General features: G+C 63.7%; 22 protein-coding genes and 1 pseudogene. 3 read left to right on the top strand and 20 right to left on the bottom strand.

What is annotated here, in order from left to right; all coding sequences use genetic code 11:
* Nucleotides 1-12 precede the first annotated feature (12 nt).
* The 7 genes from NKJ15_RS08655 to NKJ15_RS08625 all read right to left on the bottom strand — a co-directional run bounded on the left by NKJ15_RS08655 (nucleotide 13) and on the right by NKJ15_RS08625 (nucleotide 8,000).
* Complete coding sequence (locus NKJ15_RS08655; RefSeq protein WP_352471239.1) at nucleotides 13-741, bottom strand: ABC transporter ATP-binding protein; 729 nt, start codon at nucleotides 739-741, stop codon at nucleotides 13-15.
* Nucleotides 741-1,907 carry an ABC transporter ATP-binding protein gene (locus NKJ15_RS08650; RefSeq protein WP_352540330.1) on the bottom strand — a complete coding sequence of 389 codons (1,167 nt, stop codon included), beginning with the start codon at nucleotides 1,905-1,907 and terminating at the stop codon, nucleotides 741-743. Before NKJ15_RS08650 ends, NKJ15_RS08655 begins: the two co-directional genes overlap by 1 nt.
* Nucleotides 1,907-3,535 carry a high-affinity branched-chain amino acid ABC transporter permease LivM gene (gene livM / locus NKJ15_RS08645; protein WP_352613328.1) on the bottom strand — a complete coding sequence of 543 codons (1,629 nt, stop codon included), beginning with the start codon at nucleotides 3,533-3,535 and terminating at the stop codon, nucleotides 1,907-1,909. Before livM ends, NKJ15_RS08650 begins: the two co-directional genes overlap by 1 nt.
* Nucleotides 3,536-3,539: 4 nt before the next feature.
* Nucleotides 3,540-4,442: a branched-chain amino acid ABC transporter permease gene (locus NKJ15_RS08640; RefSeq protein ID WP_352454929.1), complete on the bottom strand. Its 903-nt coding sequence runs from the start codon at nucleotides 4,440-4,442 to the stop codon at nucleotides 3,540-3,542.
* Nucleotides 4,443-4,777: 335 nt separating this feature from the next.
* On the bottom strand, nucleotides 4,778-5,779 hold the full coding sequence (locus NKJ15_RS08635) for a 4-hydroxyproline epimerase (protein WP_352814852.1): 1,002 nt from the start codon (nucleotides 5,777-5,779) through the stop codon (nucleotides 4,778-4,780).
* Nucleotides 5,780-5,807: 28 nt separating this feature from the next.
* The gene (locus NKJ15_RS08630; RefSeq protein WP_352768416.1) at nucleotides 5,808-7,058 is read right to left on the bottom strand and encodes an NAD(P)/FAD-dependent oxidoreductase; all 1,251 of its coding nucleotides are present in this window, start codon (nucleotides 7,056-7,058) and stop codon (nucleotides 5,808-5,810) included.
* Between the two features lie 48 nt (nucleotides 7,059-7,106).
* Nucleotides 7,107-8,000, bottom strand: coding sequence for a dihydrodipicolinate synthase family protein (locus NKJ15_RS08625; protein WP_352471244.1), 894 nt, complete (start codon nucleotides 7,998-8,000; stop codon nucleotides 7,107-7,109).
* A 165-nt stretch (nucleotides 8,001-8,165) separates the two neighbouring features.
* Between NKJ15_RS08625 and NKJ15_RS08620 the strand changes: the two genes are divergently transcribed.
* Nucleotides 8,166-8,756, top strand: coding sequence for a GntR family transcriptional regulator (locus NKJ15_RS08620; protein ID WP_502893709.1), 591 nt, complete (start codon nucleotides 8,166-8,168; stop codon nucleotides 8,754-8,756).
* A 13-nt stretch (nucleotides 8,757-8,769) separates the two neighbouring features.
* Here the strand turns inward: NKJ15_RS08620 and NKJ15_RS08615 are convergent, their stop codons facing one another.
* From NKJ15_RS08615 to NKJ15_RS08605, 3 genes are all read right to left on the bottom strand, one after another.
* Nucleotides 8,770-9,084, bottom strand: a complete 315-nt coding sequence (locus NKJ15_RS08615) for a hypothetical protein (protein ID WP_352471246.1) — start codon at nucleotides 9,082-9,084, stop codon at nucleotides 8,770-8,772.
* Nucleotides 9,085-9,387: 303 nt separating this feature from the next.
* Nucleotides 9,388-9,684, bottom strand: coding sequence for a hypothetical protein (locus tag NKJ15_RS08610; protein ID WP_352471247.1), 297 nt, complete (start codon nucleotides 9,682-9,684; stop codon nucleotides 9,388-9,390).
* A gap of 306 nt (nucleotides 9,685-9,990) precedes the next feature.
* Nucleotides 9,991-11,487, bottom strand: a complete 1,497-nt coding sequence (locus NKJ15_RS08605; protein ID WP_352613323.1) for a CoA-acylating methylmalonate-semialdehyde dehydrogenase — start codon at nucleotides 11,485-11,487, stop codon at nucleotides 9,991-9,993.
* Between the two features lie 220 nt (nucleotides 11,488-11,707).
* Between NKJ15_RS08605 and NKJ15_RS08600 the strand changes: the two genes are divergently transcribed.
* Nucleotides 11,708-12,589, top strand: a complete 882-nt coding sequence (locus NKJ15_RS08600) for a LysR family transcriptional regulator (RefSeq protein WP_352613322.1) — start codon at nucleotides 11,708-11,710, stop codon at nucleotides 12,587-12,589.
* Nucleotides 12,590-12,626: 37 nt separating this feature from the next.
* Here the strand turns inward: NKJ15_RS08600 and NKJ15_RS08595 are convergent.
* The 8 genes and pseudogenes from NKJ15_RS08595 to rsfS form a co-directional block, all read right to left on the bottom strand.
* Nucleotides 12,627-13,904 (bottom strand): annotated as a pseudogene (locus NKJ15_RS08595) (D-amino acid dehydrogenase); the annotation flags it as partial.
* Nucleotides 13,905-14,021: 117 nt separating this feature from the next.
* The gene (gene alr, locus NKJ15_RS08590) at nucleotides 14,022-15,173 is read right to left on the bottom strand and encodes an alanine racemase (RefSeq protein ID WP_352814848.1); all 1,152 of its coding nucleotides are present in this window, start codon (nucleotides 15,171-15,173) and stop codon (nucleotides 14,022-14,024) included.
* 29 nt (nucleotides 15,174-15,202) lie between these two features.
* On the bottom strand, nucleotides 15,203-15,724 hold the full coding sequence (locus NKJ15_RS08585) for an RNA pyrophosphohydrolase (RefSeq protein WP_352574652.1): 522 nt from the start codon (nucleotides 15,722-15,724) through the stop codon (nucleotides 15,203-15,205).
* Between the two features lies 1 nt (nucleotide 15,725).
* A complete protein-coding gene (locus NKJ15_RS08580; protein WP_352814846.1) occupies nucleotides 15,726-16,922 on the bottom strand; it encodes a divergent polysaccharide deacetylase family protein in 1,197 nt (398 codons plus the stop codon).
* Nucleotides 16,923-17,124: 202 nt separating this feature from the next.
* Entirely contained in the window at nucleotides 17,125-18,450 is a 1,326-nt protein-coding gene (locus tag NKJ15_RS08575; RefSeq protein WP_023678065.1) for a S41 family peptidase, read from the bottom strand.
* Entirely contained in the window at nucleotides 18,451-19,794 is a 1,344-nt protein-coding gene (locus NKJ15_RS08570) for a murein hydrolase activator EnvC family protein (protein ID WP_023678066.1), read from the bottom strand.
* A 151-nt stretch (nucleotides 19,795-19,945) separates the two neighbouring features.
* Nucleotides 19,946-20,428, bottom strand: coding sequence for a 23S rRNA (pseudouridine(1915)-N(3))-methyltransferase RlmH (rlmH, locus tag NKJ15_RS08565; protein ID WP_023678067.1), 483 nt, complete (start codon nucleotides 20,426-20,428; stop codon nucleotides 19,946-19,948).
* 61 nt (nucleotides 20,429-20,489) lie between these two features.
* Complete coding sequence (rsfS, locus tag NKJ15_RS08560) at nucleotides 20,490-20,867, bottom strand: ribosome silencing factor (protein ID WP_023678068.1); 378 nt, start codon at nucleotides 20,865-20,867, stop codon at nucleotides 20,490-20,492.
* 239 nt (nucleotides 20,868-21,106) lie between these two features.
* On the opposite strand from rsfS, the gene NKJ15_RS08555 reads away from it, so the two are divergent.
* Entirely contained in the window at nucleotides 21,107-21,964 is an 858-nt protein-coding gene (locus tag NKJ15_RS08555; protein WP_023678069.1) for a mechanosensitive ion channel family protein, read from the top strand.
* Between the two features lie 29 nt (nucleotides 21,965-21,993).
* Here the strand turns inward: NKJ15_RS08555 and NKJ15_RS08550 are convergent, their stop codons facing one another.
* On the bottom strand, nucleotides 21,994-23,283 hold the full coding sequence (locus NKJ15_RS08550) for an MFS transporter (protein WP_352814844.1): 1,290 nt from the start codon (nucleotides 23,281-23,283) through the stop codon (nucleotides 21,994-21,996).
* A 252-nt stretch (nucleotides 23,284-23,535) separates the two neighbouring features.
* Nucleotides 23,536-24,123, bottom strand: coding sequence for a nicotinate-nucleotide adenylyltransferase (locus NKJ15_RS08545; protein ID WP_031212055.1), 588 nt, complete (start codon nucleotides 24,121-24,123; stop codon nucleotides 23,536-23,538).
* Nucleotides 24,124-24,358 lie beyond the last annotated feature (235 nt).

Genomic DNA, 24,358 nt, shown 5'->3' with positions numbered 1-24,358 from the left:
GTCTCCTGAAACTCAGTGATGGCCGCCTTCGAGATAGGCGGCGCGCACCTCCGGATTGGCGAGCAACTCCTTGCCGGTGCCGCTCATCGTCACATTGCCGTTGACCATAACATAGCCGCGCGTGGCGAGCTTCAGAGCGCCGAAGGCGTTTTGCTCGACCAGGAACACGGTCAGTCCCTGCGTGCGGTTCAGCTCCCGGATAGCGTCGAATATCTGCTTGACGATCAGCGGCGCCAGGCCAAGCGACGGCTCGTCGAGCAAAAGCAGCTTCGGCCGCGCCATCAGCGCGCGCCCGATCGACAGCATCTGCTGCTCGCCGCCGGACAGCGTGCCACCACGCTGGGCAATGCGTTCCTTCAGGCGTGGAAACAGCGTGAACACCTTCTCGACGTCCTCGTCATAATGCTCGAGGTTGTCGAGGCTGGCGCCCATTTGCAGGTTTTCCATCACCGTCATGCGCGGGAAAATGCGGCGCCCTTCCGGCGACTGGGCGATGCGCATGCGCGCGATCTCGTGGGTCGGCATCTGGGTGATGTCGGTACCGGCGAATGTGATGGTACCCGCGCGGGCGCGGGGAGCACCGAAGATGGTCATCATCAGCGTCGACTTGCCGGCGCCGTTGGCACCGATCAGCGCTACGATCTCACCTTGCTTGACCGTGACATCGACGCCGTTCAGCGCCCTGATGTTGCCGTAGTAGGTCTGGACGCCCTTGATATCGAGCAGCGTTGTGCCGGCCATTATTTCCGCCCTCCACGCCGATTAGAGGTGCCGGGAGTTTTTGACTTCACCGGAGCCTTGGAGGCCGGCTTTGCAGTGGAAGATTTTGCGGCAGAAGATTTCGCGGCCGATTTGGCTTTGGCCGGCGATCCGGACTTTGCCGCGGCACTCGACCTTGCATCGATCTGCCCGGCTTTCGAAGCACCCTTTGACACGGTGACGCGTTCGCCCTCGCTGTGGCCAACCGTGTCGGCAACCGGTCCGGCGAGATACGAAGACGACGTGCCTGGGCCGTGGGCCGCATCCGGACCCGTATCCAATTGCTCGATGACGTCTTCGTCGCCGACTTCGGTCAGCACCGTCTCGACGTCCTCGTCTTCGACGCCGAGGTAGGCAGCGATGACGCGCGGGTCGGTCCGCACCGATTGCGGGTTGCCGTCGGAGATCTTGCGCCCGTATTCGAGCACGACGACATGGTCTGAAATCTGCATAACCACCGCCATATCGTGTTCGATCAAAAGGATCGACGTGCCGGTGTTGTCCTTGATGTCCATCAGCAGTGCATTGAGCGCCGCCGATTCCTTCGGATTAAGGCCGGCGGCCGGCTCGTCGAGGCACAGAAGCTCAGGGCCGGTGCACATGGCGCGAGCAATTTCGAGTCGTCGCTGCGCGCCATAGGGCAGATCGCCGGCAGGATCGTCGGCGCGGTCGACGAGATCGGCCTTCTCCAGCCAGTGCTCGGCCAGTTCAACCGATTCCGCCGAAGCCTGTCTGTATCCGCTATAACCGAACAGGCCGAGAATGGTATAGCCGGACGCCTTCATCAGCTTGTTGTGCTGGGCGACCAGCAGGTTCTCCAGCAGCGTCATGCCCGAGAACAGGCGGATGTTCTGGAAGGTGCGCGCCACCTTGGCCCGCGCCGGGATTTCATGGTTCGGCAAACGTTCGAGCAGGAAGGTCGAGCCGTCGCGCCGATTGAGCGTGATCATGCCTTCCGACGGTTTGTAGAAACCGGTGATGCAATTGAACACGGTGGTCTTGCCGGCGCCGTTGGGACCGATCAGCGCGGTGATCTCGCCGCGTTTGGCCTGGAACGACAGGTCGCCGATGGCGACGAGACCGCCGAACTTCATCGACAAATGATCGACCTGCAGGATGGCATCGTTCACGGAGGGGCTCGCGTTCATCAGCCGTGTCCCTCCTTGGTGAAGGACCCCGACACCGCCCTGCGCACCTTGAGGAAGGCTGTCGGCTCGCGGCTGCCGACGAAGCCGCGCGGCTTCCACAGCATGACGATGACCATGGCCATGCCGAACAACAGCATGCGATAAAGCTCCGGCGTGAAGTCGGGGCCGAACCCGGGTATAACCTTGATGTTGCCCCAACTCAGGCCGGTCTTGAGGAAATCCAGTTCGCGCAGGATTTCGGTGCCGCCGATCATCACCATGGCGGCGACGGCAATGCCGACCAGCGAGCCCATGCCGCCAAGCACGACGATGGCAAGGATGATCGCGGATTCCAGGAAGACGAAGGATTCCGGGCTGACGAAGCCTTGCCGCGCGGCAAAGAACGAGCCGGCGAAGCCGCCAAACATCGCGCCCGTGGCAAAGGCCGTGAGCTTGGTGGTGGTGGTGTTGATACCGAGCGAGCGGCAGGCGATCTCGTCCTCGCGCAGCGCTTCCCAGGCGCGGCCGACCGGCAGACGCCTGAGCCTCACGGTGACGAAGGCCGTCAGCAGACAGAGCCCAAGGATCAAATAGTAGAGGAATATCTTGTAGTAGGCACCCGATTGGGCGATGCCGAGCACCTTCGAGATGTAGTTCGGATCGGAGACGTTGAACGACATCAGGCCGAAGAAAGACACCTTCGGGATGCCGGAAATGCCGGCCGAGCCGTTGGTCACCTCGCGCCAGTTGATGATCACCAGCCTTATGATTTCGCCGAAGGCGAGCGTCACGATCGCCAGATAGTCACCGCGCAGGCGCAGCACCGGGAAGCCGAGCATCACGCCCCAGAACGCAGCCATCAGGCCAGCGGCGGGCAGCAGGATCCAGAATGAGAGGCCGAAATGCGTGCCGAGCAGCGCATAGGCGTAGGCACCGACGGCGTAGAAGGCGACATAGCCGAGATCGAGCAAGCCGGCCAAGCCGATAACGATATTCAGCCCCCAAGCCAGCATCACGTAGATCAGGATCTGGATGCCGTAATTGTCGACATATTTCAGCGAGCCCTGGAAACCGGCGGCCATCGACCCGGCATATAGAGCCAGCACCAACACCACGATAATCGGGTAGAGCGCCAGTGCGGTTATGCCCAATGCCGAGAAATGAGCGTGAATGAAGGCCCGGAACCGATATATCAGCCAAGCCAGCGCATAGATGATTGCGAGCGCCCGCAGGAACCGCACAAAATCGGAAAGTTCCGGCCCTAAGGCCTCGGTCAGAAAGCCGCTGAGCGCGACCAGAATAACGGCGACGGCGAGCGCCACGATGAACGCGGGAAGGCGGAAGAATCGCGAAGCCAGGCTGACCGGCAGCAGGCCGGTGGCGACGTCGACGATCTTCTGGTTCGCCAGGAAGGGCTGGCCATAGGCGACATAGAGGAAGCGTCCTGCCATGGTGGCGATCACGACGCCGGCGAGCAAGCCCCAGCGTTGCACCAGGATCAGTTCGTTGGAGATATTCTGGTCGGTTTTCAGGCCGATGAACAGCACGAACAGGCCAAGCGAGATGGCGCCGGCATAGAGCGCTTCGCGAAAAGCGCGCTGGACCGGGGTGGCGACGACGGTGCTTTCCGGAGACACGGTAACCGCCATGATCTCAGACCTTTTCGACTTCTGGCCGGCCGAGAATGCCGGAAGGCAGGAAGATCAGCACGATCGCCAGGATGGAGAAGGCGGCGACGTCCTTGTAGTCGATCGAGAAATAAGCCGACCACATGCTTTCGATGAAGCCAATCATCAGCCCGCCGAGCACGGCGCCGGGCAGTGAGCCGATGCCGCCGAGCACCGCGGCAGTAAACGCCTTCACACCGGGCGTAAAGCCGTCGGAAAACACCACAACGCCGTAATACATCAGGAACAACGTGCCGGCGACGGCGGCAAGGGCGGCGCCCATGATGAAGGTGATCGAGATGGTGCGATCGACGTCGACGCCGAGCAGTGCGGCCATCTTGCGATCCTGCTCGCAGGCGCGCTGTGCCCGGCCGAGCGAGGTCTTGTTGACCAGGTACCAGAACAGCGCCAGCAGGACTATGGTGACCAGGACGATGATGATCTGCTTCAGCGAGACGCTGATGCCTTCGATGTTGTAGACCTTGGACACCATTGGCGGGACCGGCTTGTTGCGCGGCCCTTGCGTCACCTGGACGAAATTGGACAGCGCAATCGACATGCCAATCGCGGTGATCAGCGGCGCCAGCCGGAATGAACCGCGCAAAGGCCGGTAGGCCACCTTCTCGATCGTCCAGTTATACAGGCTGGTCAGCAGCATCGCGACGATCATCATGATCAGCAGCGCAACGACGATCGGCAGCGAATAGAACAATGCACCGAGGATAAGGAAAACGATGAGCGCGGTGAAAGCGCCGATCATGAAAATGTCGCCATGGGCGAAATTTATCATGCCGATGATGCCGTAGACCATCGTATAGCCGATCGCTATCAGCCCATAGATCGATCCCAGCGTCAGCCCGTTGATAAGCTGCTGGACAAAATACTGCATGCTGTCGTGGCTCCCCTGGAATGTCGCCCATGCAGACGCATTCCTTTTCGTATTTTCCCTAGTCGTAAAGTTTCGAGCCCGGATTGCAACGTGATTTTTCGATCATTACGCGTGTTTTCGCCGCACGTCGTCCGATTGCCCGTTTTGTTCCCGTCCGCCCCCTGGACCATCGCGGACCCTACCATTGGCCTAACGCAATGTCTTTGACGATTCAATCGCAGCATGCGACCCATTTCGAAGAAATCGCCGTCAAAATAAGTTGATGAGCGGGATCGTTGCGCCGTCGAAGGCAATCCGTTTGCGCTCTCTTTCTTTCGCTTGCGTCAGCGTTTTCTCTATTTGACGACGAAGCCGTGCGCGAACGGGTCGCGGTCGTCGATGAAGATCGTGTTCAATCCGGTCATCCGCGCCCACCCGCCGATCGACGGAATGATTGCCGGCTTGCCGGCGACGGTGACCTCTTTCTCCACCCTGCCCTTGAACAGCGACCCGATGATCGATTCGTGGACGAAGTCGTCGCCGACCCCAAGCTTGCCCTTGGCGTGAAGCTGCGCCATGCGCGCCGAGGTGCCGGTGCCGCAGGGCGAGCGGTCGATTGCCTTGTCGCCGTAGAAGACGGCGTTGCGGGCATCGGCTTGCGGGTTGGTCGGCGCGCCGGTCCACAATATGTGCGACAGCTTATCGATGCCGGGATTCTCCGGGTGGACGAAGGTATATTTTTCGTTGAGCCGCTGCCGCACCACCGGGCTCCAGGCGATCAGTTCGCCGGCCGAATGGTCGGCCATGTCGCGATAGGTCTTTTGCGGTTCGACGATGGCGTAGAAATTGCCGCCATAGGCGACATCGACGCTGATCTCGCCGAGCCCGGGGCATTCGACCGTCAGTGCCTCGGCATAGAGGAAGGAAGGCACATTGGTGATGCGCACCTCCTCGACATAGTCGCCGACTTGGCTGTACTCGGCTACGACCACGCCCGCCGGCGTATCCAGCCTGAGCACGCCCGGTGTCTTCGGCTTGATCAGCCCATGCTCGACGGCAAAAGTTACCGTCCCGATGGTGCCGTGGCCGCACATCGGCAAGCAGCCCGAGGTTTCGATGAACAGGATGGCGATGTCGCAATCTTCACGCGTCGGCGGATAGAGGATCGAGCCGGACATCACGTCATGGCCGCGCGGCTCGAACATCAGCCCGGTGCGGATCCAGTCATATTCGGCCAGGAAATGCGCTCGCCGCTCCATCATCGTCGAGCCCTTGAGCAAAGGCCCGCCGCCGGCGACCAGCCGCACCGGATTGCCGCAGGTGTGGCCGTCTATGCAGAAGAAGGAATTCTTGGCCATGCCGGCTCCCAACTGACTGTCTTCGAACTCAAAACCGTTGCGGGCTGAACGGGCCGAGATCGAGCGATGGATTCTGCCCGAGAACGAGCTCGCGGATCAAGCGCCCGGTCACCGCGGCCTGGGTCAGGCCGAGGTGACCGTGGCCGAAACCATACACCACCGACGGCGTTTGTTGCGACCGCCCGATCACCGGCAGCGAATCCGGCAGCGACGGCCGGAACCCCATCCATTCGCGTCCATTGGCCGGATCCAGTCCCGGCAGGAATTTCTGCGCCTTTTCGAGCAGCGCTTTCGAGCGCGCATAATTGGGCGGCCTCTCAAGGCCGCCGAGTTCGACCGCGCCGCCGACGCGCAGGCCCGTCTCGAGCGGCGTGATGACGAAGCCATGCCCGGAGAAGATCAATTGCCGCTTTACGTCGAAGGCAGTCTTCGGCAACGTCGTGTTGTAGCCACGCTCGGTCTCCAGCGGGATTCCGTCGCCGAGATGTCTCGCCAGCAGATGCGACCAGGCCCCGGCAGCGATGACGACGTGCTTCGCCCGTCGCCGCGTGCCGTCGGCCGTGGTCAGGATCGCGCCGTCCTGTCCCGCCTCGACACGCTCGATCCGGGCCCTTTCGAACACGGCGCCCAACCTCTCGGCATAGGCCCACAAGGCCTTTCCAAGCAGCTTGGGATCGGCAACGGTTTTCCACCCCGGCACGAACGTTCCCTTGACGAAGCGCGGCGACAGACCGGGCTGCAGGGCTGTGAGAGCGCTCCCCTCGACATGGCTGAAGCCGATGCCGAAGCGCTGCCTTGCCGCCCAGCCGGGCAGTGAAGCCTTGAACTCGGCCTCGCTGTCGTAGAGTTCGAGCGAGCCGTCCTCATGCAGCATCGGCCGTGTGCCGGAACGGTCGAGCAAGCCCATCCATTCCGCCTCGGCGAGCTTCATCATCCCGGCCTGCGCGGCAAGGCCGCCTTCATAGCGGTCGCTTCGACCGGCGCGCCAGAAGCGGACCAGCCAGGGCAGCAGCTTCGGCAGATACGCGGGTGGGATGCTGAGCGGGCCGAGCGGGTCGGCGAGCCATTTCGGCAACTGCTTGATCATGCCCTTGTGGGCGAGCGGCAGCACATCGGAGAAGGCAAAGGCAGCGGCATTGCCGGAGCTGGTTTCCTCACAGATCCCCGTCCGATCGAAGATCGTCACGTTTCGCCCCGCCTCTGCCAGAAAGGCGGCGGCGCAGATGCCGATGATGCCGCCACCAATGATGGCGACATCGAGCGTAGCATTATCATTCATTGCCGTGCGCCGCGCTGCACATCTGCAAATGCCTTCAAAGCGACTGGATCAGAATGTCGGCAGCTCTGGCCGCACCGCCAGCGCATCCCTGACGATCTTTTCGACTGCCTTGCGCCGCTCGCCCGACAATGGCTGGCGCGGCATGCGCACGCGGTCGTTGGTGTTGATCGCCAGCACTTCGGCAAGCTTGATGTTCTGCACCAGATAGGTCGAAACGTCGAGGTCGAGCAGCGGCCGGAACCAGCGGTAGATCTTCAACGCCTCCTCGCGGCGGCCCTGTCGCATCAGCTGGTAGATGGCGACGGTCTCGCGCGGGAACGCGGTGACCAGGCCCGCCACCCAGCCGATGGCGCCGACCGACAGCGCCTCGAAGGCGAGATTGTCTACGCCGGTGAACAGGTCGTAGCGGTCGCCGAGGCGGTTGATGATCTCGGTCGAGCGGCGGATGTCGTCGGAGGACTCTTTTATGGCGACGAAGCGTTGGTCCTTCGCCAACTCCTCCATCTGGTCGACGGTAACGTCGACGCGGTAGGCAAGCCGGTTGGAGTAGATCATCACCGGCAGGTCGCCGGCCGCGGCGACGGCGCTGAGTGCCGCGACCGTCTCCTCGGCATTGGTATGGTAGATCGGGCTCGGCACCACCATCAAACCGTTGGCGCCTTCCTTGGCGGCGCGGCGCGCGATCGCCGCCGCCTCGCGTGTACCGGCCTCGTTGACCGTCAACAGCACCGGTTTCTTGCCGGCGATCTTCTGCGCGGTCTTCAGCACCGCGATCTTCTCGTCGTGCGACAGCATCGGGCCTTCGCCGAGCGACCCGCAGACGATGATGCCGTCACAGCCGGCCTCCATCTGCAGCGCAAAGCAGCGCTCCATCTCGGCATGGTCGAGGCCGTCGTCCTCGGTGAATTTGGTCGTAACGGCGGGGAAGACTCCGGCCCACATGTCGATCGCTCCATCTGATATATCAGTCGTATATTTCTTAAGAAGCCGGCTGTCACGTTGAATCTGCTATGATATATCAACAATATATCAGGAGATGCCGCATTGGTATATGACAGCCCGGGCTCCGAGCCGGCAACTGCGAAGGCCTACCGCAGGCTCGAGCACATGATCGTAACTCTCGAACTGGCGCCGGCGAGCTTCATCACCGAGGGGGCGCTGATTGACAGGCTCGGCCTCGGCCGCACCCCGGTTCGCGAAGCAATCCAGCGGCTGGCCTGGGAGGGCCTGCTCGAAGTCCGGCCGCGCGCCGGCATCGCCATCGCGCCGCTTCACCCCGGCGACTGGCTGCGTGTCCTCGACGCCCGCCGTGGCGTCGAGGTGGTGCTTGCCCGCTCGGCCGCCCGCTTCGTCACCCGCGAGGCCGCCGACCTGTTCCATGACGCTGCCCTTGCCATGCAAAAGGCGGTGATTTCGGAAAATGTGTTTTACTTCATCCAGGCCGACAAGGCGCTCGACGAGGCGCTGGCGCTGGCTGCCGACAACCCGTTCGCCGCGCGCCTGGCGGCACCCTTGCAAACCCATAGCCGTCGCTTCTGGTTCCGCTACAAGGCCGATACCGGCTTGGCCGAATCCGCCGAGCATCATGTCGCACTGATCCGTTCGATCCTCGCCGGCGACGAAGATGCCGCGGCCAAGGACGCCAAGCGCCTGATGGCGCTTTTGCGCGGCCATGCCGAGGCAGCTGCCACACGCTGAGCCTGCCATTTCGTCATGCGCCCTGGCCGGGCAGGGCCATCACGTTTTCCCAATTGTCGCCGGCCGCGACGATGCAGCTTCTGCCGGCGATATCGGTGACGACGATGGTCCAGGTTCCGGTCTCGGCGACAAAGACTTCCATGACCGCCTCATGACCGATCAGCCCCAAAGCAAACTGCCTTTCCTGGAACTTCTCGCTCAAATGGGCGACGAGCTCGCCATGTTCAACGCAGTGTTGATATTGCGCGCCTGCGGTGTTCGTACCCACCGCCAATGCGCCAGCAAGAACCAGGGTTTTCACCCATCTCAACAGCGATTTGCGTGCCATAGGGCACCTCCTTTGCCATCACGTTCCGGCAAAGGAGGGGTTTGACGGCCTCATTTTGCCGGAGCGATCCAGGCCGGTTCCGACGTCATCATCATCGCGTCGTTCCTTTCTGTGTTCCGGTCTGCCATTGGTGGGAACGATTTAAGATGTTCCCATTATGTTCTCGATATATGGTATCGATAATGGAAAAGCGCAAGCAGGCGCCCAAGCGGGCGCCTGCAGATCCGTTTTACGGCTGTCGCCGAAAGAATGAGCCACAGGCCGCGCGGCCATGCCGAGGCGCGCAGACCCGTGATAAATCGTTCAGGTGCCTGGCAGCGCCGCTTTCGTCATCGCGCTCTCCCAGCCTTCGCCGACTGAAATCACGCAGCTTTGACCTTTTGTGTCGCTGGCGAGGATGGTCCATGTGCCCTTGTCGGAAACGAAGACTTCAAGCACCACATTCGGATTGACGACGCCGACCGCGCTCGGGTTTTCATGAAACTTCTCGCCGAGCGCCTTGACCATATCGGCGCGTGCCGCACATTGCTCCGCAGCCATTGCCGGGACGGCGGAAAGGGCCATCGCAGCGCAAGCTATAGTCGCCATGAGACGTGCCATCTGACACCTCCTTTGCGCCGGACGATATCCCCCGGAGCCGTCACCAGCGCCGTTGGTTGATCTGCCAGCATCTCCTTCGCGGCAGGACTGCAACCTAAGAAGATTGCTGCCTTCTTGGTTCCATCACATTAGTGTTCATGCCGATGAAGACCGCGACAAAAAGGCCCGAGCTTGGTGCCCGGGCCTTTTCTTGCTTTCTGCGATTTGGATCAGTTCATCGTCGGGGTGACGAATTCGGCGCCGTCCTTCACGCCGGCCAGCGCGCCCCAAGCCGAAGGCGAGGACGCGCTGACAGAAACCGTTCGGTCAGTTCATCGTCGGGATGACGAACTCGGCACCGTCCTTCACGCCGGACGGCCAGCGCGACGTTACCGTCTTGGTCTTGGTGTAGAAGCGGAACGCGTCCGGCCCGTGCTGGTTGAGGTCGCCGAAGGAGGACGCCTTCCAGCCGCCAAAGGTGTAGTAGGCGATCGGCACCGGGATCGGCACGTTGATCCCGACCATGCCGACCTGAACCCGCGAGGCGAAGTCGCGCGCCGCGTCGCCGTCGCGGGTGAAGATGGCGACGCCATTGCCCATCTCGTGCTCGTTGGCGAGCTTGATGGCGTTCTCGTAGGTCGGTGCGCGAACGACCGAGAGCACCGGCCCGAAGATCTCTTCCTTGTAGATGCGCATGTCGGCGGTCACATTGTCGAACAGGCAGCCGCCCATATAGTAGCCGTTCTCGTAGCCCTGCATGGAGAAGCCGCGGCCGTCGACGACCAGCTTGGCGCCTTCCTTGACACCGGTGTCGACATAGGACTTGACCCGCTCCAGCGCCTGCGCCGTGACCAGCGGGCCGAAATCGGCGGAAGAATCCGTCGACGGACCGACCTTCAGGCTCTCGACGCGCGGCACCAGTCTTTCCATCAGCCGGTTGGCGGTGTCGTTGCCGACCGGGACGGCCACCGAGATCGCCATGCAGCGCTCGCCGGCCGAGCCGTAGCCGGCGCCGATCAGCGCGTCGACGGTCTGGTCCATGTCGGCATCCGGCATGATGATCATGTGATTCTTGGCACCGCCGAAGCACTGCACGCGCTTGCCGGCCGCGCAGCCGCGCGAATAGATGTACTGGGCGATCGGTGTCGAGCCGACGAAACCGATGGCCTTGATGTCAGCATCGTCGAGGATGGCGTCGACCACTTCCTTGTCGCCATTGACGACATTGAGGATGCCCGCCGGCAGACCGGCCTCGATAAACAGTTCGGCAATGCGCATCGGCACGCCCGGGTCGCGTTCGGACGGCTTGAGAATGAAGGCATTGCCGCAGGCGATGGCCGGCGCGATCTTCCACAGCGGGATCATCGCCGGAAAATTGAACGGCGTGATGCCGGCGACGACGCCGAGCGGCTGGCGCATCGAATAGACGTCGATGCCGGGGCCGGCGCCATCGGTGAACTCGCCCTTCATCATATGCGGCGCACCGATGCAGACCTCGACCACTTCGAGGCCGCGCTGGATGTCACCCTTGGCGTCGGCGATGGTCTTGCCGTGTTCGCGCGCCAATATCTCGGCCAGCGCGTCATACTCCTTGGCGACCAGCTCGAGGAACCGCATCAGGACGCGTACGCGCCGCTGCGGATTGGTCGCCGCCCAGCCGGGCTGTGCGGCCTTGGCGTTTTCGACCGCCGCACGCAATTCCGCCTGCGAAGCCAGCGCCACCGTGCCGCGCACCGTGCCGTCCATCGGCTGCATGACGTCCTGCTTGCGGCCGCTGGTTCCGGCGACGCGCTTGCCGCCGATGAAATGACCGTATTCGATCATGGTCTCTCTCCCTGGTTCGTGATGAGGCATTGTCCGCCTTTGCGGGAGCGATGGCAACGCGAGCGAAAACGCAACCGTTGTGCACAAAATAGATAGCGGTGGGTGTCTGTGCATCAAATAGCGCAAATGATAGAGATGTGCGGTGTACGCCATGGGATTGAGAAATTGAGTTTCTTCGCCGTCGAGCGCTGCCGTAATCGTCATTATCCGGACCACCCTCATGAACTGGGATGATGCCCGTATCTTCCTTGCCGTAGCGCGGGCCGGCCAGATCCTCGGCGCCGCCAGGCGGCTGGAGCTTAATCACGCGACCGTCTCGCGCCGCATTGCCGCCCTCGAGGCAGCGCTCAGGACAAAACTGTTTCGCCGGCTTACCACCGGCAGCGAGCTGACGCCGGCGGGCGAGCGTTTCCTCGAGATTGCCGAACGCATGGAGGGCGACATGATCGCCGCGCGCTCGACCGTTTCAGGCGAAGGCGACGACATCTCGGGCACCGTGCGCATCGGCGCGCCGGACGGCTTTGGCGTCGCGTTCCTGGCCAGGCGCCTCGGCGCGCTGACCGCTCTGCACCGTGAGCTCACCATCCAGCTGGTGCCGGTGCCACGCTCCTTCTCTTTGTCCCGGCGCGAGGCCGACATTGCCATCACCGTCGAACGACCGACGGAAGGCCGCCTGGTGGCGGGAAAGCTGGTCGACTACACGCTCGGCCTGTTCGCGTCGCGTGCCTACGCCGACACCCATGGCCTGCCCGGAACCGCCGCCGAGCTAGGCCAGCATACGCTGATCGGCTACGTGCCGGACCTGATCGTCAGTCCCTCGCTCGACTACGCGGCCGAATTCAGCCCCGACTGGCGGACCAGCTTCGCCATTTCCTCCGCGCTCGGCCAGGCCGAAGCGGTGCGTTCCGGCGCCGGCATCGGCATCCTGCACACCTTCGTTGCCCGCTCGATGCCGGAGCTGGTGCCTCTCGATATCGTCGCACCCATCCGCCGCGCCTACTGGCTGGTCTATCATGAATCGGTCAGGCCGCTGCGCCGCGTCCAGGTCGTCGCGAGCTTCATTACCAAGGCCGTCGAACGAGACAGGGGTTTGTTCGCGTGAGCCTGCCGGCCGCTGGCTGTCTTAGCTGGTGGGCGTCTTACTTGGCGTATCGTCCGGGCCCGAGATCGCCGACGTCGATGTCGGGCACCCGGCTGGAGATGATGTCGGCCAGAACTTTGGCCGAGCCGCAGGCCATGGTCCAGCCGAGTGTGCCATGGCCAGTGTTGAGATAGAGATTGGAGAAATCGGTGCGGCCGATCAGCGGCGGCCCGTCCGGTGTCATCGGCCGCAGCCCGCACCAGAAGGTCGCCGATCGCATATCGCCGCTGCCCGGAAACAGGTCGCCGACCGAATGTTCGAGCGTGCGGCGCCGCGATTCATGCAGCCGCAGGTCGAAGCCGGAAATCTCCGCCGTGCCGCCGACCCGGATACGGTCGCCGAGCCGGGTGATCGCTACTTTGTAGCTCTCGTCCATCACGGTCGAGACCGGTGCAGCGGCGGCGTCCTTGATCGGCAGGGTGATCGAATAGCCCTTGACCGGGTAGACCGGGATGGGCCGCTTCAGCATGCGCATGAACCGTGCCGAATAGCTGCCCATCGCCATCACATAGGCATCGGCGACCATCCAGCCCTTGCTGGTGCTGATGTTGGTGATGCGATCGCGCTTCTTGACGACGCGCCGTATCTCCGTGTCGTATTCGAAGGTGACGCCGCGTGCCGCGCAAAGCTCGGCAAGCCTGTCGGTGAACATCTTGCAGTCGCCGGTTTCGTCGCCGGGCAACCGCAGGCCACCGACGAATTTCTCGCGCACGCCGGCCAGCCCAGGCTCGGCCGCAATGCAGCCGTCGGGGTCGAGGACCTCGTAGGGGACGCCATAGGCCTTCAGCACCTCGACATCGCCGCCGAAGCCGTCGAGCTGCTTTTGCGTTCGGAAGAGCTGCAGCGTGCCCTTGGCGCGCTCGTCATAGGCGATGCCGGTCGCCTCGCGCAGCGCCTTCAGCGTGTCGCGGCTGTACTCGGCCAGCGGCACCATGCGCGCCTTGTTCAGCGCGTAGCGTTCAGCCGTGCAATTGCGCAGCATCTTGACCAGCCATATCCACATATGCGGATCGAGGGCCGGTCGCACCACCAGTGGACCGTGCTTCATCAAAAGCCATTTGATGGCCTTCAGCGGAACGCCGGGCCCGGCCCAGGGCGAGGCATAGCCGGGCGAGATCTCGCCGGCATTGGCAAAGCTGGTTTCCAGCGCCGGGCCTTTCTGGCGATCGATCACCGTCACCTGATGACCGGCCTCGGCAAGAAAATAGGCGGTGGTGACCCCGATCACGCCGCCGCCCAGCACGAAGATCTTCATCGTTTGGTTCTCCGCGGCGGCATCTCGTCGGGATTCGAGACCGGGATCATCGCCGCCTCATGTCTGCCGGATTCTGTGGCGTCAGCCAAGTGCCGATGCTTAGGGAAAAGACATGCGTGAGGACAACAACCTTGCGTCCTAGCCATTCACATAGCGCCGGTGGAAACGGTGGCCGAGGCTGGTCAAGACCTCATAGCCGATGGTGCCGGCCTGGCCGGCTACCTGGTCCACCGTCTGCGACGACGGTCCGATGAGTTCGACGAGGTCGCCGGCCTTCAGCCTGCCGGGCGGCAATGCGGAAATGTCGAGGATGATCGAATCCATCGAAACCCGGCCGACGAAGGGCAGCCGCACATTTTCGAGCCAGGCGGAGGAAGCGGCGCGTCGATGCCAGCCATCGCCATAGCCGAGCGAAATCGTCGCCGCGGCAAGCGGAGCCTTGGTGTGGAAAGTGTGGCCGTAGCCGACACCGGTGCCGGCCTCCAGCATCCGCGTCTGGATGACCTTGGCTTGCAATCGCACCACCGGCAGCATCGGATTGTCTTTCGCCGGCGTCGGATTGACACCATAGAGAGCGGCACCCGGACGAACGAGGTCGTAGTGATAGCGCTGCCCGAGAAAAATGCCTGATGAATTGGCAAGGGAAGCCGGCGCTTCCGGCAGCATCCGGCGCAGCCGTTCGAATTCCAGCCGCTGCCGCTCGTTGGCCGGCTGCTCGGGTTCGTCGGCGCAGGCGAGATGGCTCATCACGAAGGTCAGTTCGACACCGTCGAAAGCCTGCGGATCCTGCGCGACTGCCTTCACCTCGGATGGCGTCATGCCGAGCCGCGACATGCCGCTGTCGACCTGGAGGGCGGCCGGCAACTTACGGCCCACCCGCCCGGCCATCTCGCGCCATGCCGCGAGTTGGCTGGCGCTGTTGAGTACGGTGCAAAGCCCTGCCGCAACCGCGTCCCTTTCCGCACCCGGCGGAATGCCGTTCAGCACGTAGATGGCCGGGTCTGAGCCGAGCGCCTTGCGCAGCAAGATGCCGCCGGCCAAATGCGCAACAAAGAAAGTATTACAGCCCTCACCCATCAGCGCCGCCGCCACCGGCGCCGCGCCAATCCCATAGCCGTCGGCCTTGACCACTCCAGCACAGCCGACGCCGCCCAGCCGCGCCTTCAGCCGCCGGTAGTTCTCACGGACGGCGCCGAGATCGATGGTCAGGATCGCCCCTGCCGCGGCTTCGCTGATCGGTTCGCCCAGGGTGACGGTCGGCGGAAGAGATTTGCTGGAGATGTCGTTCATGCCGACCTGTTTTAACGGAAGGCCGGCGGCTACGCCACCAGGTGCCGGAACGCCGCCACCACGTCTTCGTAGACCTTGCGCTTGAACGGCACGATTAGGCCCGGCAATTCCAGCATCGGCCGCCACGCCCACCGGTCGAACTCGGCCTTGTGGCCACCCGGCGGCGGATTGATCGCGATCTCGGTTTCGTCGCCGTGGAAACGGAAGGCAAACCATTTCTGCGTCTGGCCGCGATATCGTCCCTTGAAGGCGACGCCGACCAGATGCGCCGGCAGGTCGTATTTGATCCAGTGCGGCGCCTCGGCCAGCAGCGACACCGAGCGCATGCCGGTCTCTTCGTAAAGTTCACGCGCCGCCGCGGGCAGCGGCTCCTCGCCATCATCGATGCCGCCCTGCGGCATCTGCCAGAGCTGCGTCGTTCCAGCGAATTCGCTGTCCGGCTCGGCAATGCGACGGCCGACCCAGACCAGGCCGGCCTCATTGAGGACCATCACCCCTACGCAGGGCCGGTAGGGCAGCGTCTCGGGGTCAACGAGCTTGTTCTTTGCCATCTCAGCCTTTTTCCGGATCTATGGCCACCGCCGAAACCGGCACGATCTCGATGCCACGCTTCTTGGCCTCGGTCACCCAGGAAGACACGGTATCCACCGTCAGGTCGAAAGCCGAGCCGATGCCGACGGCAAACCCTTTCGCCCGTGCCGTCGCTTCCAGCCCATCCAGTTTCTTCAATATGGCGCCGCGGTCCTGCACCGCATCGATCGCCGTATCGCCGCCGACGAACGGCACGCCGTCCTTCAGCGCCAGTTCGGGTGCCAGGCTGCGCGCCGACGAACCGTCGTCGACATAGGCCAGACCACGCTTGCCAAGCTCGGCCATCAACGGCCCCATCGCCGTCGCGTCGGCCGAAAAGCGGGCGCCCATATAGTTCATGACGCCGGTGTAGTTGGTCGTTCGCGACAGCGCCCAGCGTAAATTCTTCAAATTCTCGTCCGGCGTTGCAGCCACGGTCAGCGTGTTACGGCCGGGATTGACGTTCGGATAGTCGAACGGCTCAAGCGGTACCTGCATGATGACCTCATGGCCGCTCTGCCGCGCCACCTGCATCCAGCGGCCGATGCTGTTGCCTTGCGGCGCGAAGGCCAGCGTCACTTCCGCCGGCAGCTTGGCGATGGCTGCCTGCGTGCCGGTCTGCGACACGGCAAGCCCGCCGATGACGAGCGCGACGCGTGCACCGCGAGCCCCGGACCACGGCCGCGCATAGACATCGAACGGGCGCCTGCCGTCGGCGGCGCGGATCGGCAACGGACCGGTTTCGCTGGCCTCGACCAGCGCCTTGTCGGGAATGTGCGCGATCCTGAGGTTCTGGCCGATCGTCGAAGGGTCGCGGATGACGATGGCCTCATTGGGTGGACCGTCGCCCTCTTCGGTCTGGACATGGATGATCTGCGGACCGCCCGTCTTCGGCCCGCTTATGTTGGCCCCCCTTGCGTTGCTTGGCGCAGCCATTTCGGGCGTCGCCTTGGCGGGCGCGGCGACGGTATCCGCCGCCGGCGTCTTCGGCGTCGAAACGGCTACTTCTTGCAGCTTCCGGAACGGCTTGTCTCGCAAGGCGATCGCGCTGGAGACGCCGACCACGGACAGCACGACAAGCGCGGCCGCGACCGCACCGGCGCTGATCCCGCTGCCTGAGCGCGGCAGCCGGATCGCCTGTCCGAGAGGTCGTTCTATGTCCTTGCCGATATCAGCCAAGCCCGCACCCCCCGGCGTGCATCCCCGAAGTAAACCTTCTCCGGAGGCGCAAAATCCAAAATGTCGGCGCGTCCCCTTGCTCCACTGGACGCGCAGCATGCCGGCCGCAGCCCCGAATCAAACTGCCGGAGCCTCGCGGCCCCGGCAGCATCGCATCGCTTCGCTCAGGCAGCCAGACCTGTTTGGCCCGGCTTGCCCGCCCTTACTGGTTCAACACGGCCTTTTGCGGATTCGGCGGGAACGCCGGATCGGTCTTCTGGCCGCGCAGCAGTTGCTCGGCATAGATGAGCTGCAAATCGTCCTTGGGTTCCGGCGGCACATAGGCGGCCGAGCCCGAACCGGTCGTGCTTTCGTCGGCGCCCTTGATATGGCCCTTGAGGTCCGATTCGCCGCGCGTCAGGTCCCTGCCCTGCAGTTCCGCCGGCAGCGGCTGGTCGACCTTGATGTCGGGCGTGATGCCCTTGCCCTGGATCGACTTGCCGGACGGCGTGTAATAGAGCGCCGTCGTCAACCGCAGTGCCCCGTTCTCGCCGAGCGGAATGATGGTCTGCACCGAACCCTTGCCGAAGGACTGCGTGCCGACCACGGTGGCGCGGCGCAGATCCTGCAGCGCGCCGGCAACGATTTCCGATGCGCTGGCCGAGCCGCCATTGACGAGCACGATCAGCGGCTTGCCGCCGATGTCGTCGCCGGCCCGCGCGTCGAAGCGGGTGACGTCCTTCGGATCGCGGCCGCGCGTCGAGACGATCTCGCCACGGTCGAGGAAGGCATCCGACACGCTCACCGCCTGGTCGAGCAAACCGCCCGGATTGAGGCGCAGGTCGAGCACGTAGCCCTTGAGCTTGTCGTTCGGCACCTGCTTCTTGATGGTGTCGATGGCATTCTCGAGGTCGTCATAGGTCTTTTCGGTAAAGGAGGTGATCTTCATGTAGCCGATGTCGTTTTCGACCCGGAACTTGACCGCCTTGACCTTGATGATATCGCGCACGACGGTCAGTTCGATCGGCTTGTCGGCGCCCTGGCGCAGGATGGTGAGCTTGATCGGCGTATTGACCAGCCCGCGCATCTTCTCGACGGCGTCGTTGAGGGTCAGGCCGCGGACCTCCTCGCCGTCGATCTTGGCGATATAGTCGCCGGCGAGCACGCCTGCCTTGGCGGCCGGCGTATCGTCGATCGGCGTGATCACCTTGACCAGGTCGTTCTCCATGGTGACCTCGATGCCGAGGCCGCCGAATTCGCCCTTGGTCTGCACGCGCATGTCCTGCGCTTCTTCGGCATTCATGTAGGAGGAGTGTGGGTCGAGCGACGACAGCATGCCGTTGATGGCATTTTCAACCAGCGACTTGTCGTCGGGCGGCGTCACATAATTCGCCCTTACCCGTTCGAAGATATCGCCGAAGATCGCCAGTTGCTTATAGGTCTCGGAGCCCGCAGCCTTCGCTGTCGAGCCGGGCGCGCCATAGACCAGGCTCATCGCCGATGCACCCATCAGCGCACCGGCAAACAGAAGCGACAGTTTCCGCATCATTCACGTCCTTCCAGAAAAACGGTCCGCCCACCATGGGGCCGGATCGACGGGTTTTCCATCCTTGCGGAACTCGACATAGAGCTCCGGTGTGGCATTTCCATTCTTCGATGCCGAGGTGCTCGCCACCCGGGCCTCTCCCATCGCGCCGACCGGCTCACCTGCGAGCACCGACTGGCCAGACGCGACGCTGATTCTGCTCATCCCCGCCAGGACGACATGATAGCCGTCACCCGCATTCAGGATCAAGAGTTGACCGTAAGAGCGGAAAGGCCCCGCATAAAGCACATTTCCATCCGCCGGCGCTGTGACGATGGCTCCCGATTGTGTCGCAACCATGTCACCGAGCATCACCGCGCCGTTACCGTCGTCGGCCCCGAAGCGCCGCTTGATCCTGCCGGTGACCGGCAGCGCGATCTGCCCTTGAAGCGCGGAAAACGGCGCGGCAGCGGTGAGCCTGTTGCTCTCCGGCACCGGCAGCGAGGCCAATTCCGTCGGCGCCGCAGCCGATGCCGGGCCCTTGTCGGCGTCGGCCGTCTTTTGCTCGGCTGCCTTGGCCGCATCCGCCGCCTTGCGGGCTCTGTCGGCCTCGAGCGAGGCGATCAGTTCTTTCAGGCTGCCGGCCTTGGCCGCCAGCGTCGCGGACCGCTGCTTTTCGGCGGCCAGCGCGGTTTGCGTATCGGCGGCGAGCTTCTGCTTGGCTTCGAGCAGCATGCCGAGCCGCTTTTTTTCCGCCGCCTGCTCGCCGACAGCTGCCGTCAGCCGCGCCCGCTCGGCCTCGATCGAGGCCGTCACCCGCGACTGCTCCTTGAGGTCGGCCAGCAACATGTCGGTCTGGTGGCGCAGTTCCGGCACCACGGCACCGAGCAGGATGGCGCTGCGCACCGACGACAATGCGTCCTCCGGCTTGACCAGGATCGCCGGCGGCGGATTGAGCCCCATGCGCTGCAGCGCGCCGAGCACTTCGGCCAGAACGTCGCGTCTGGCGGCCAGTGAGGCGCGGATCTTCTGCCCCTGCGCCTTCAGCCCTTCCAGCTTGCCGCCAATGTCCTCGATGTCCTGGCCGAGCTTCTGCTCGGTCATCGCCGACTGGATCAGCGCCGCGGTGATCGAGGCGTGGTCCTTCTTGACAGCCGCTATGTCAGCGGCGAGCTTGGCCAGCCGCTCGGACGACAGCGTGATCTCTTTCGATACTTTTTCGTATTCGGCGCGGCTCTGGTCCGGGTCGGGCGCCAGGTCGAGCGTGTTCTCGGCCCGCGCGACGCCGAGCGAAAGCGCGATCGTCGCCACGGCGATGCCGTAGCGCACGCGCCAGGAGCCCGTTCGTGATTTCCAGTCTTCAGACATTGAAGCCCAACTCTATGCGCGGCTTCGTTAACGAACCATCAACCATGTTCGAGCCCCGGCCGTCATCGACAAACCCCATGAGCCCAAACTGTCGATGAGCATTGGGGCAAAAATCCGGGCGGCTGGCATCAATTCGCCGACGGAGCCGACTTCATGAACGATGGTAGGGGTGACCGGAAAGGATCGTGGCCGCCCGGTAAAGCTGCTCGCCCAGCATCACGCGGACCAGCTGATGCGGCCAGGTCAGCGCGCCGAGCGACACCGTCAGATCAGCCAGGTCGCGCAGTGACTGGTCATGGCCGTCGGCGCCGCCAATGGCGATCACCAGCGCCTTGCGCCCGCCATCGCGCAGCGAACCTATGCGACCGGCGAAATCCTCGGAGGAAAGGTTCTTGCCGCGCTCATCCAGCAGCATCAGCGCCGTGCCCGGTTGCAAGTGCGTCTGCAGTTTCTGGCCTTCCTCGCGCCGGCGCTCATTGGCCGTCTGCGCGCGACCTTCGGCAATCTCGACGATCCCGGCGAATTCGAGGCCCACGGCAGGACCGCTCCTGGCAAAACGCTCGAAATAGCGGTCGGCCAACTGCTTCTCGGGGCCGGCTTTCATTCGGCCCACGGCATGAACCGTAATCTTCATCCCTGCCTCGAAGAGCCGCTGATGCATGTCGGACGACGACATGCATCAAGACGAATACGGCTCAGTGGAGGGTCTCCTCCTCGAGATCGGGCGCCTGCCACATCTTTTCGAGATTGTAGAAGTCGCGGACCTCGGGACGGAAGACATGGACGATGATGTCGCCCGAATCGATCAGGACCCAGTCGGCGCCAGCCAGCCCCTCGACGCGTGCAGTGCCGAGCCCGGCATCCTTCAGCGCCTTGAGGAGATGATCGGCAACAGCCGAGACATGACGGTGCGATCGGCCCGACGCGACGACCATGTAGTCGCCGAGGCTCGATTTCCCCTGAATGTCGATTGAGACGATGTTTTCGGCCTTGGAGTCTTCCAGACTGGCAAGGACTGTCTTGATGGCGCGGGACACGGCGTCGTTTACGCTGATCCCGGCCGGCGAAGGCACGATGTCGGCCTTCTTCCGCAGTGCTGTTCTCAGTGTATTTCCTTTCGCAGCAAGAACAACCAAATCACCTCTGAAATCAGGTGACACTGCTTAGATAGGCAGAGTTAGGTTGCAGTTTCAAGACACCGCTCGCAAGCAGGCACCCGGCAGCGGCCGAATATCCGGCTTTTCGGGCCAGAAAATCGGAACCGCCTCGCCCCGCAGCGGTTATCGGCTCATCCACGAACCGGAATCCCGACATGCCGATCGATCCCCAGAACGCTCTCCTCACCGTGCAATCCGGCCTGGCGCAACTCAGCACGCTGATCGTCTCCTACTCGCTTTCGGCGGTCGGCGCCGTCATCCTGCTGGTCATCGGCTACATCGTCGCCGGCCTCGCCGAGCGTTCGATCTATGCCGGCCTCGGCCATATCAGCGGCTTCGACGAAACGCTCCGCCATTTCTTCTCGCAGGTCGTCCGCTACGCCATCCTGGGACTGGTCGTAATCATGGTTCTCGGCCAGTTCGGCGTGCAGACGGCTTCGATCATTGCCGCTATCGGTGCCGCCGGCCTGGCCATCGGCCTGGCGCTGCAAGGCACGCTGCAGAACATTGCCGCCGGCATCATGCTCCTGGCGCTGCGGCCGTTCCGCATCGGCGAATATGTCGAAGTCGGCGCGATATCCGGCACCGTCGAGGAGATCGGGCTGTTTGCCACAACGCTGAGGACGGTCGAAGGCGTCTACGTGCTTGCACCCAACTCGACCCTGTGGAACCAGCCGGTCCGCAATTTCACCCGCAACGGTGTGCGCCGCGGCGACATCACGCTCAGCATCGGCTCCTGGAACGACATCGATTTTGCGCAGAAGACCATGCTCGGTGTCGCCGCCGCCGACCGACGCGTCAGGCGGCAGCCGGCGCCGATCGCCTTTGTCGCGACTGTCGGCGACAGCACCGTCGCCATCACCTTGCGCTACTGGACGGCGGCTGCCGATTTCTTCGCCGCCCAGATCGACCTCACCAAGAGCGTCAAGCAGGCGTTCGATGCCGAAGGCCTTTCAATCCCGGCGCCGGCGCCGCAAGTGCCGCAGCCGGAGGCCTCAGCCACGCAGCAATAGAGCATTTGAACCCGGCCGGCAGATGGCCCTCAAAGCTCTCCGCGCCCGCGCTGATCTTCGGGCGTGAAGGCGAGATCGACAGGCAACGGCGCCTGCGCCGTCATTGGCGCGAAACTGCCGGTCTCGGTGGCGGGCACCGGCCGAACCATGACGACGCGCCAGAGAACGAACAGGCAGTAGGCTGTGGCAATGACGATTGCCACATAGATGAAGGCCTGCGTGCCGTAGACGGCGGAAAGTCCGGTCACAATGCCGGGTACGACGAAGCCGGACAGCGACCAGGCAAACAAAAGCGAGCTCGACAACGCCACCATGTCGTCCTTGCCGGCGCGGTCGCCGGCATGGGCGCTGGCAAGCGAATAGATCGATTCCGAGGCGCCGTCCCAGACCACATAGATGACGAGCAGCGCCGCCAGCGCGCCGCCGTCGAAACCGAGGGCAAACAGGCCCGCCGCGGCGGCAAGCGCCGACGCCGCGATCAGCACAAAGCGCCGGTCGGTGCGGTCGGAAATCCAGCCGAGCGGAATCTGCAGGATCAGCGTGCCGACCGGCATTGCCGAAAGCAGCAAGGCGACGTCGGCCTGGCTGTAGCCCTTGGCCGTGGCATGGATCGGCGCAAAACCCGAGATCGTCATCGACAGGCCGCCGACGGCAAGCATACCGGCAACGCCGACCGGGGAGATCCGCCAGGCGCGGCCGAGCGCCACGGACGCCGCTTGCGGCGCCGGCGGCTGCGCAAGCCGCGTCAGCCCGACGGGAAGGATCGACAGCGCGGTGAAGGCAATGCCGATCAGCGGCGCGTCGGCCGCGCGGATATCGATCAACGCCAGCGTCGAGTAGCCGACGCCGAGCCCGGCGACGTAGGCAACGTAGAAGATAGCCATGACCCGGCCGCGGATGGCGTTGGCGACGACATCGTTCAGCCAGCTCTGCGCGACAATGAACAGGCCGCATATGGCAAAGCCGTAGAGCGCCCGTGCAGCGATCCATGGCAAGGGGTGCGGCCCGGCGCCGACCGCGGCGTTGGACAGCACGATCAGTGCCGACAGCACCATGAACACGCGGGCATGGCCGACACGCCGCACCAGCGGCCCGGTCAGGATGCAGCCGGCGAGGCCGCCAGCCGAAAGGCCGGTGACGATCAGCCCCGCCCATGTCGGATCGAAGCCCTCGGCGCCGAGCCGGACTGGGATATAGGCGAACAACAGCCCATTGCCGACGGCGATCAGCGCCATCGACAAAAGGATGCTGGCAATGGCGATCGACGGCGCCGGCTGCCCTAGACCGTTCTTGTCCTGGTCGCGCTCGAGAATCGTCATGACCGAGGATCGCCCATCAAGCAGGTCAAGGCAGCGGCAAAAGCGACATCACCGGACTTGCCTTCTCCCCTTGTGGGAGAAGGTGGATCGGCGCGCAGCGCCGAGACGGATGAGGGGTGCTGGAAGAAATGCAGCGTAAAAAGACCGAGGGATTTTAAGTGCTTAGTTCTTCAAGATAGCGATCATTCCAGCACCCCTCATCCGACCGAGCTTCGCTCGGCCACCTTCTCCCACAAGGGGAGAAGGAGACTCCTATCCCTTCGCCACCTTGCGGATCGCGCTCGACGACAGCGACGAACGCGGGCCGTGGATGAAGGTCCAGGCCGGCGCCGTCATGCGGGCGAGCCGCGGTGCGTCGCCTTCGTCGACGCGGGCATAGTCGAAGGTCTTGGCGACCACCGACGACAGGAACGACAGCGTCGCGCCTGGCCGGTCGACCACCGCGATCGGAAACGTCATCACGATGCGGCGCCAGCGCTGCCAGCGGTGGAAGTCGCGAAGCGAGTCGGCGCCCATGATCCAGACGAAATCGACACCGGGGTTACGCGCCTTGACCAGCGCCAGCGTGTCGGCGGTGAAGCGGACGCGGTGGGCCGCCTCGAATGCGGTGACCTTGATCTTCGGGTTCTTCGCGATCTTTTCGGATAGCTGCAGCCGCTCGGCCAGCGGCGCCAGGTCTCCGGCATTCTTGAGCGGATTGCCGGGCGTCACCATCCACCACAGCTGATCGAGCGCAAGGCGTCTGAGTGCGATCTCGGCGACCAGCGCGTGGCCGGCATGCGGCGGGTTGAACGAACCGCCGAACAGCCCGACCGCCACGCCTTTCCCGGCATGCGGCATGTGCAGATAGTGGGAGGGAACGGGATGCTCAGACGAGGAAAGCATGCGTCAGGCACCCCCCTCTGTCCTGCCGGACATCTCCCCCTCAGGGGGGGAGATTGGCGGCTTCATCGCAGGCGCAAATCTTGCAACGCCGGCGATTGGCGAAATCGGAAATGGCAGCCAATCTCCCCCCTTGAGGGGGAGATGTCCGGCAGGACAGAGGGGGGTGGCTGGGCACAAAGCTTCAGGCTCG

It is taken from the genome of Mesorhizobium sp. M0207 (assembly GCF_040321995.1).
In the GTDB taxonomy this organism is placed as follows: domain Bacteria; phylum Pseudomonadota; class Alphaproteobacteria; order Rhizobiales; family Rhizobiaceae; genus Mesorhizobium.
The sequence above is the reverse complement of the archived record's forward strand: the minus strand, read 5'-3'. Positions and strand labels throughout refer to the sequence as shown.

What these genes read in the sequence shown, in the direction of transcription:
- NKJ15_RS08655 (WP_352471239.1), bottom strand. Translation starts at nt 741, where the DNA reads ATGGCCGGCACAACGCTGCTCGATATCAAGGGCGTCCAGACCTACTAC.
- NKJ15_RS08650 (WP_352540330.1), bottom strand. Translation starts at nt 1,907, where the DNA reads ATGAACGCGAGCCCCTCCGTGAACGATGCCATCCTGCAGGTCGATCAT.
- livM (WP_352613328.1), bottom strand. Translation starts at nt 3,535, where the DNA reads ATGGCGGTTACCGTGTCTCCGGAAAGCACCGTCGTCGCCACCCCGGTC.
- NKJ15_RS08640 (WP_352454929.1), bottom strand. Translation starts at nt 4,442, where the DNA reads ATGCAGTATTTTGTCCAGCAGCTTATCAACGGGCTGACGCTGGGATCG.
- NKJ15_RS08635 (WP_352814852.1), bottom strand. Translation starts at nt 5,779, where the DNA reads ATGGCCAAGAATTCCTTCTTCTGCATAGACGGCCACACCTGCGGCAAT.
- NKJ15_RS08630 (WP_352768416.1), bottom strand. Translation starts at nt 7,058, where the DNA reads ATGAATGATAATGCTACGCTCGATGTCGCCATCATTGGTGGCGGCATC.
- NKJ15_RS08625 (WP_352471244.1), bottom strand. Translation starts at nt 8,000, where the DNA reads ATGTGGGCCGGAGTCTTCCCCGCCGTTACGACCAAATTCACCGAGGAC.
- NKJ15_RS08620 (WP_502893709.1), top strand. Translation starts at nt 8,166, where the DNA reads ATGATCGTAACTCTCGAACTGGCGCCGGCGAGCTTCATCACCGAGGGG.
- NKJ15_RS08615 (WP_352471246.1), bottom strand. Translation starts at nt 9,084, where the DNA reads ATGGCACGCAAATCGCTGTTGAGATGGGTGAAAACCCTGGTTCTTGCT.
- NKJ15_RS08610 (WP_352471247.1), bottom strand. Translation starts at nt 9,684, where the DNA reads ATGGCACGTCTCATGGCGACTATAGCTTGCGCTGCGATGGCCCTTTCC.
- NKJ15_RS08605 (WP_352613323.1), bottom strand. Translation starts at nt 11,487, where the DNA reads ATGATCGAATACGGTCATTTCATCGGCGGCAAGCGCGTCGCCGGAACC.
- NKJ15_RS08600 (WP_352613322.1), top strand. Translation starts at nt 11,708, where the DNA reads ATGAACTGGGATGATGCCCGTATCTTCCTTGCCGTAGCGCGGGCCGGC.
- alr (WP_352814848.1), bottom strand. Translation starts at nt 15,173, where the DNA reads ATGAACGACATCTCCAGCAAATCTCTTCCGCCGACCGTCACCCTGGGC.
- NKJ15_RS08585 (WP_352574652.1), bottom strand. Translation starts at nt 15,724, where the DNA reads ATGGCAAAGAACAAGCTCGTTGACCCCGAGACGCTGCCCTACCGGCCC.
- NKJ15_RS08575 (WP_023678065.1), bottom strand. Translation starts at nt 18,450, where the DNA reads ATGATGCGGAAACTGTCGCTTCTGTTTGCCGGTGCGCTGATGGGTGCA.
- NKJ15_RS08570 (WP_023678066.1), bottom strand. Translation starts at nt 19,794, where the DNA reads ATGTCTGAAGACTGGAAATCACGAACGGGCTCCTGGCGCGTGCGCTAC.
- rlmH (WP_023678067.1), bottom strand. Translation starts at nt 20,428, where the DNA reads ATGAAGATTACGGTTCATGCCGTGGGCCGAATGAAAGCCGGCCCCGAG.
- NKJ15_RS08555 (WP_023678069.1), top strand. Translation starts at nt 21,107, where the DNA reads ATGCCGATCGATCCCCAGAACGCTCTCCTCACCGTGCAATCCGGCCTG.
- NKJ15_RS08550 (WP_352814844.1), bottom strand. Translation starts at nt 23,283, where the DNA reads ATGACGATTCTCGAGCGCGACCAGGACAAGAACGGTCTAGGGCAGCCG.
- NKJ15_RS08545 (WP_031212055.1), bottom strand. Translation starts at nt 24,123, where the DNA reads ATGCCGCATGCCGGGAAAGGCGTGGCGGTCGGGCTGTTCGGCGGTTCG.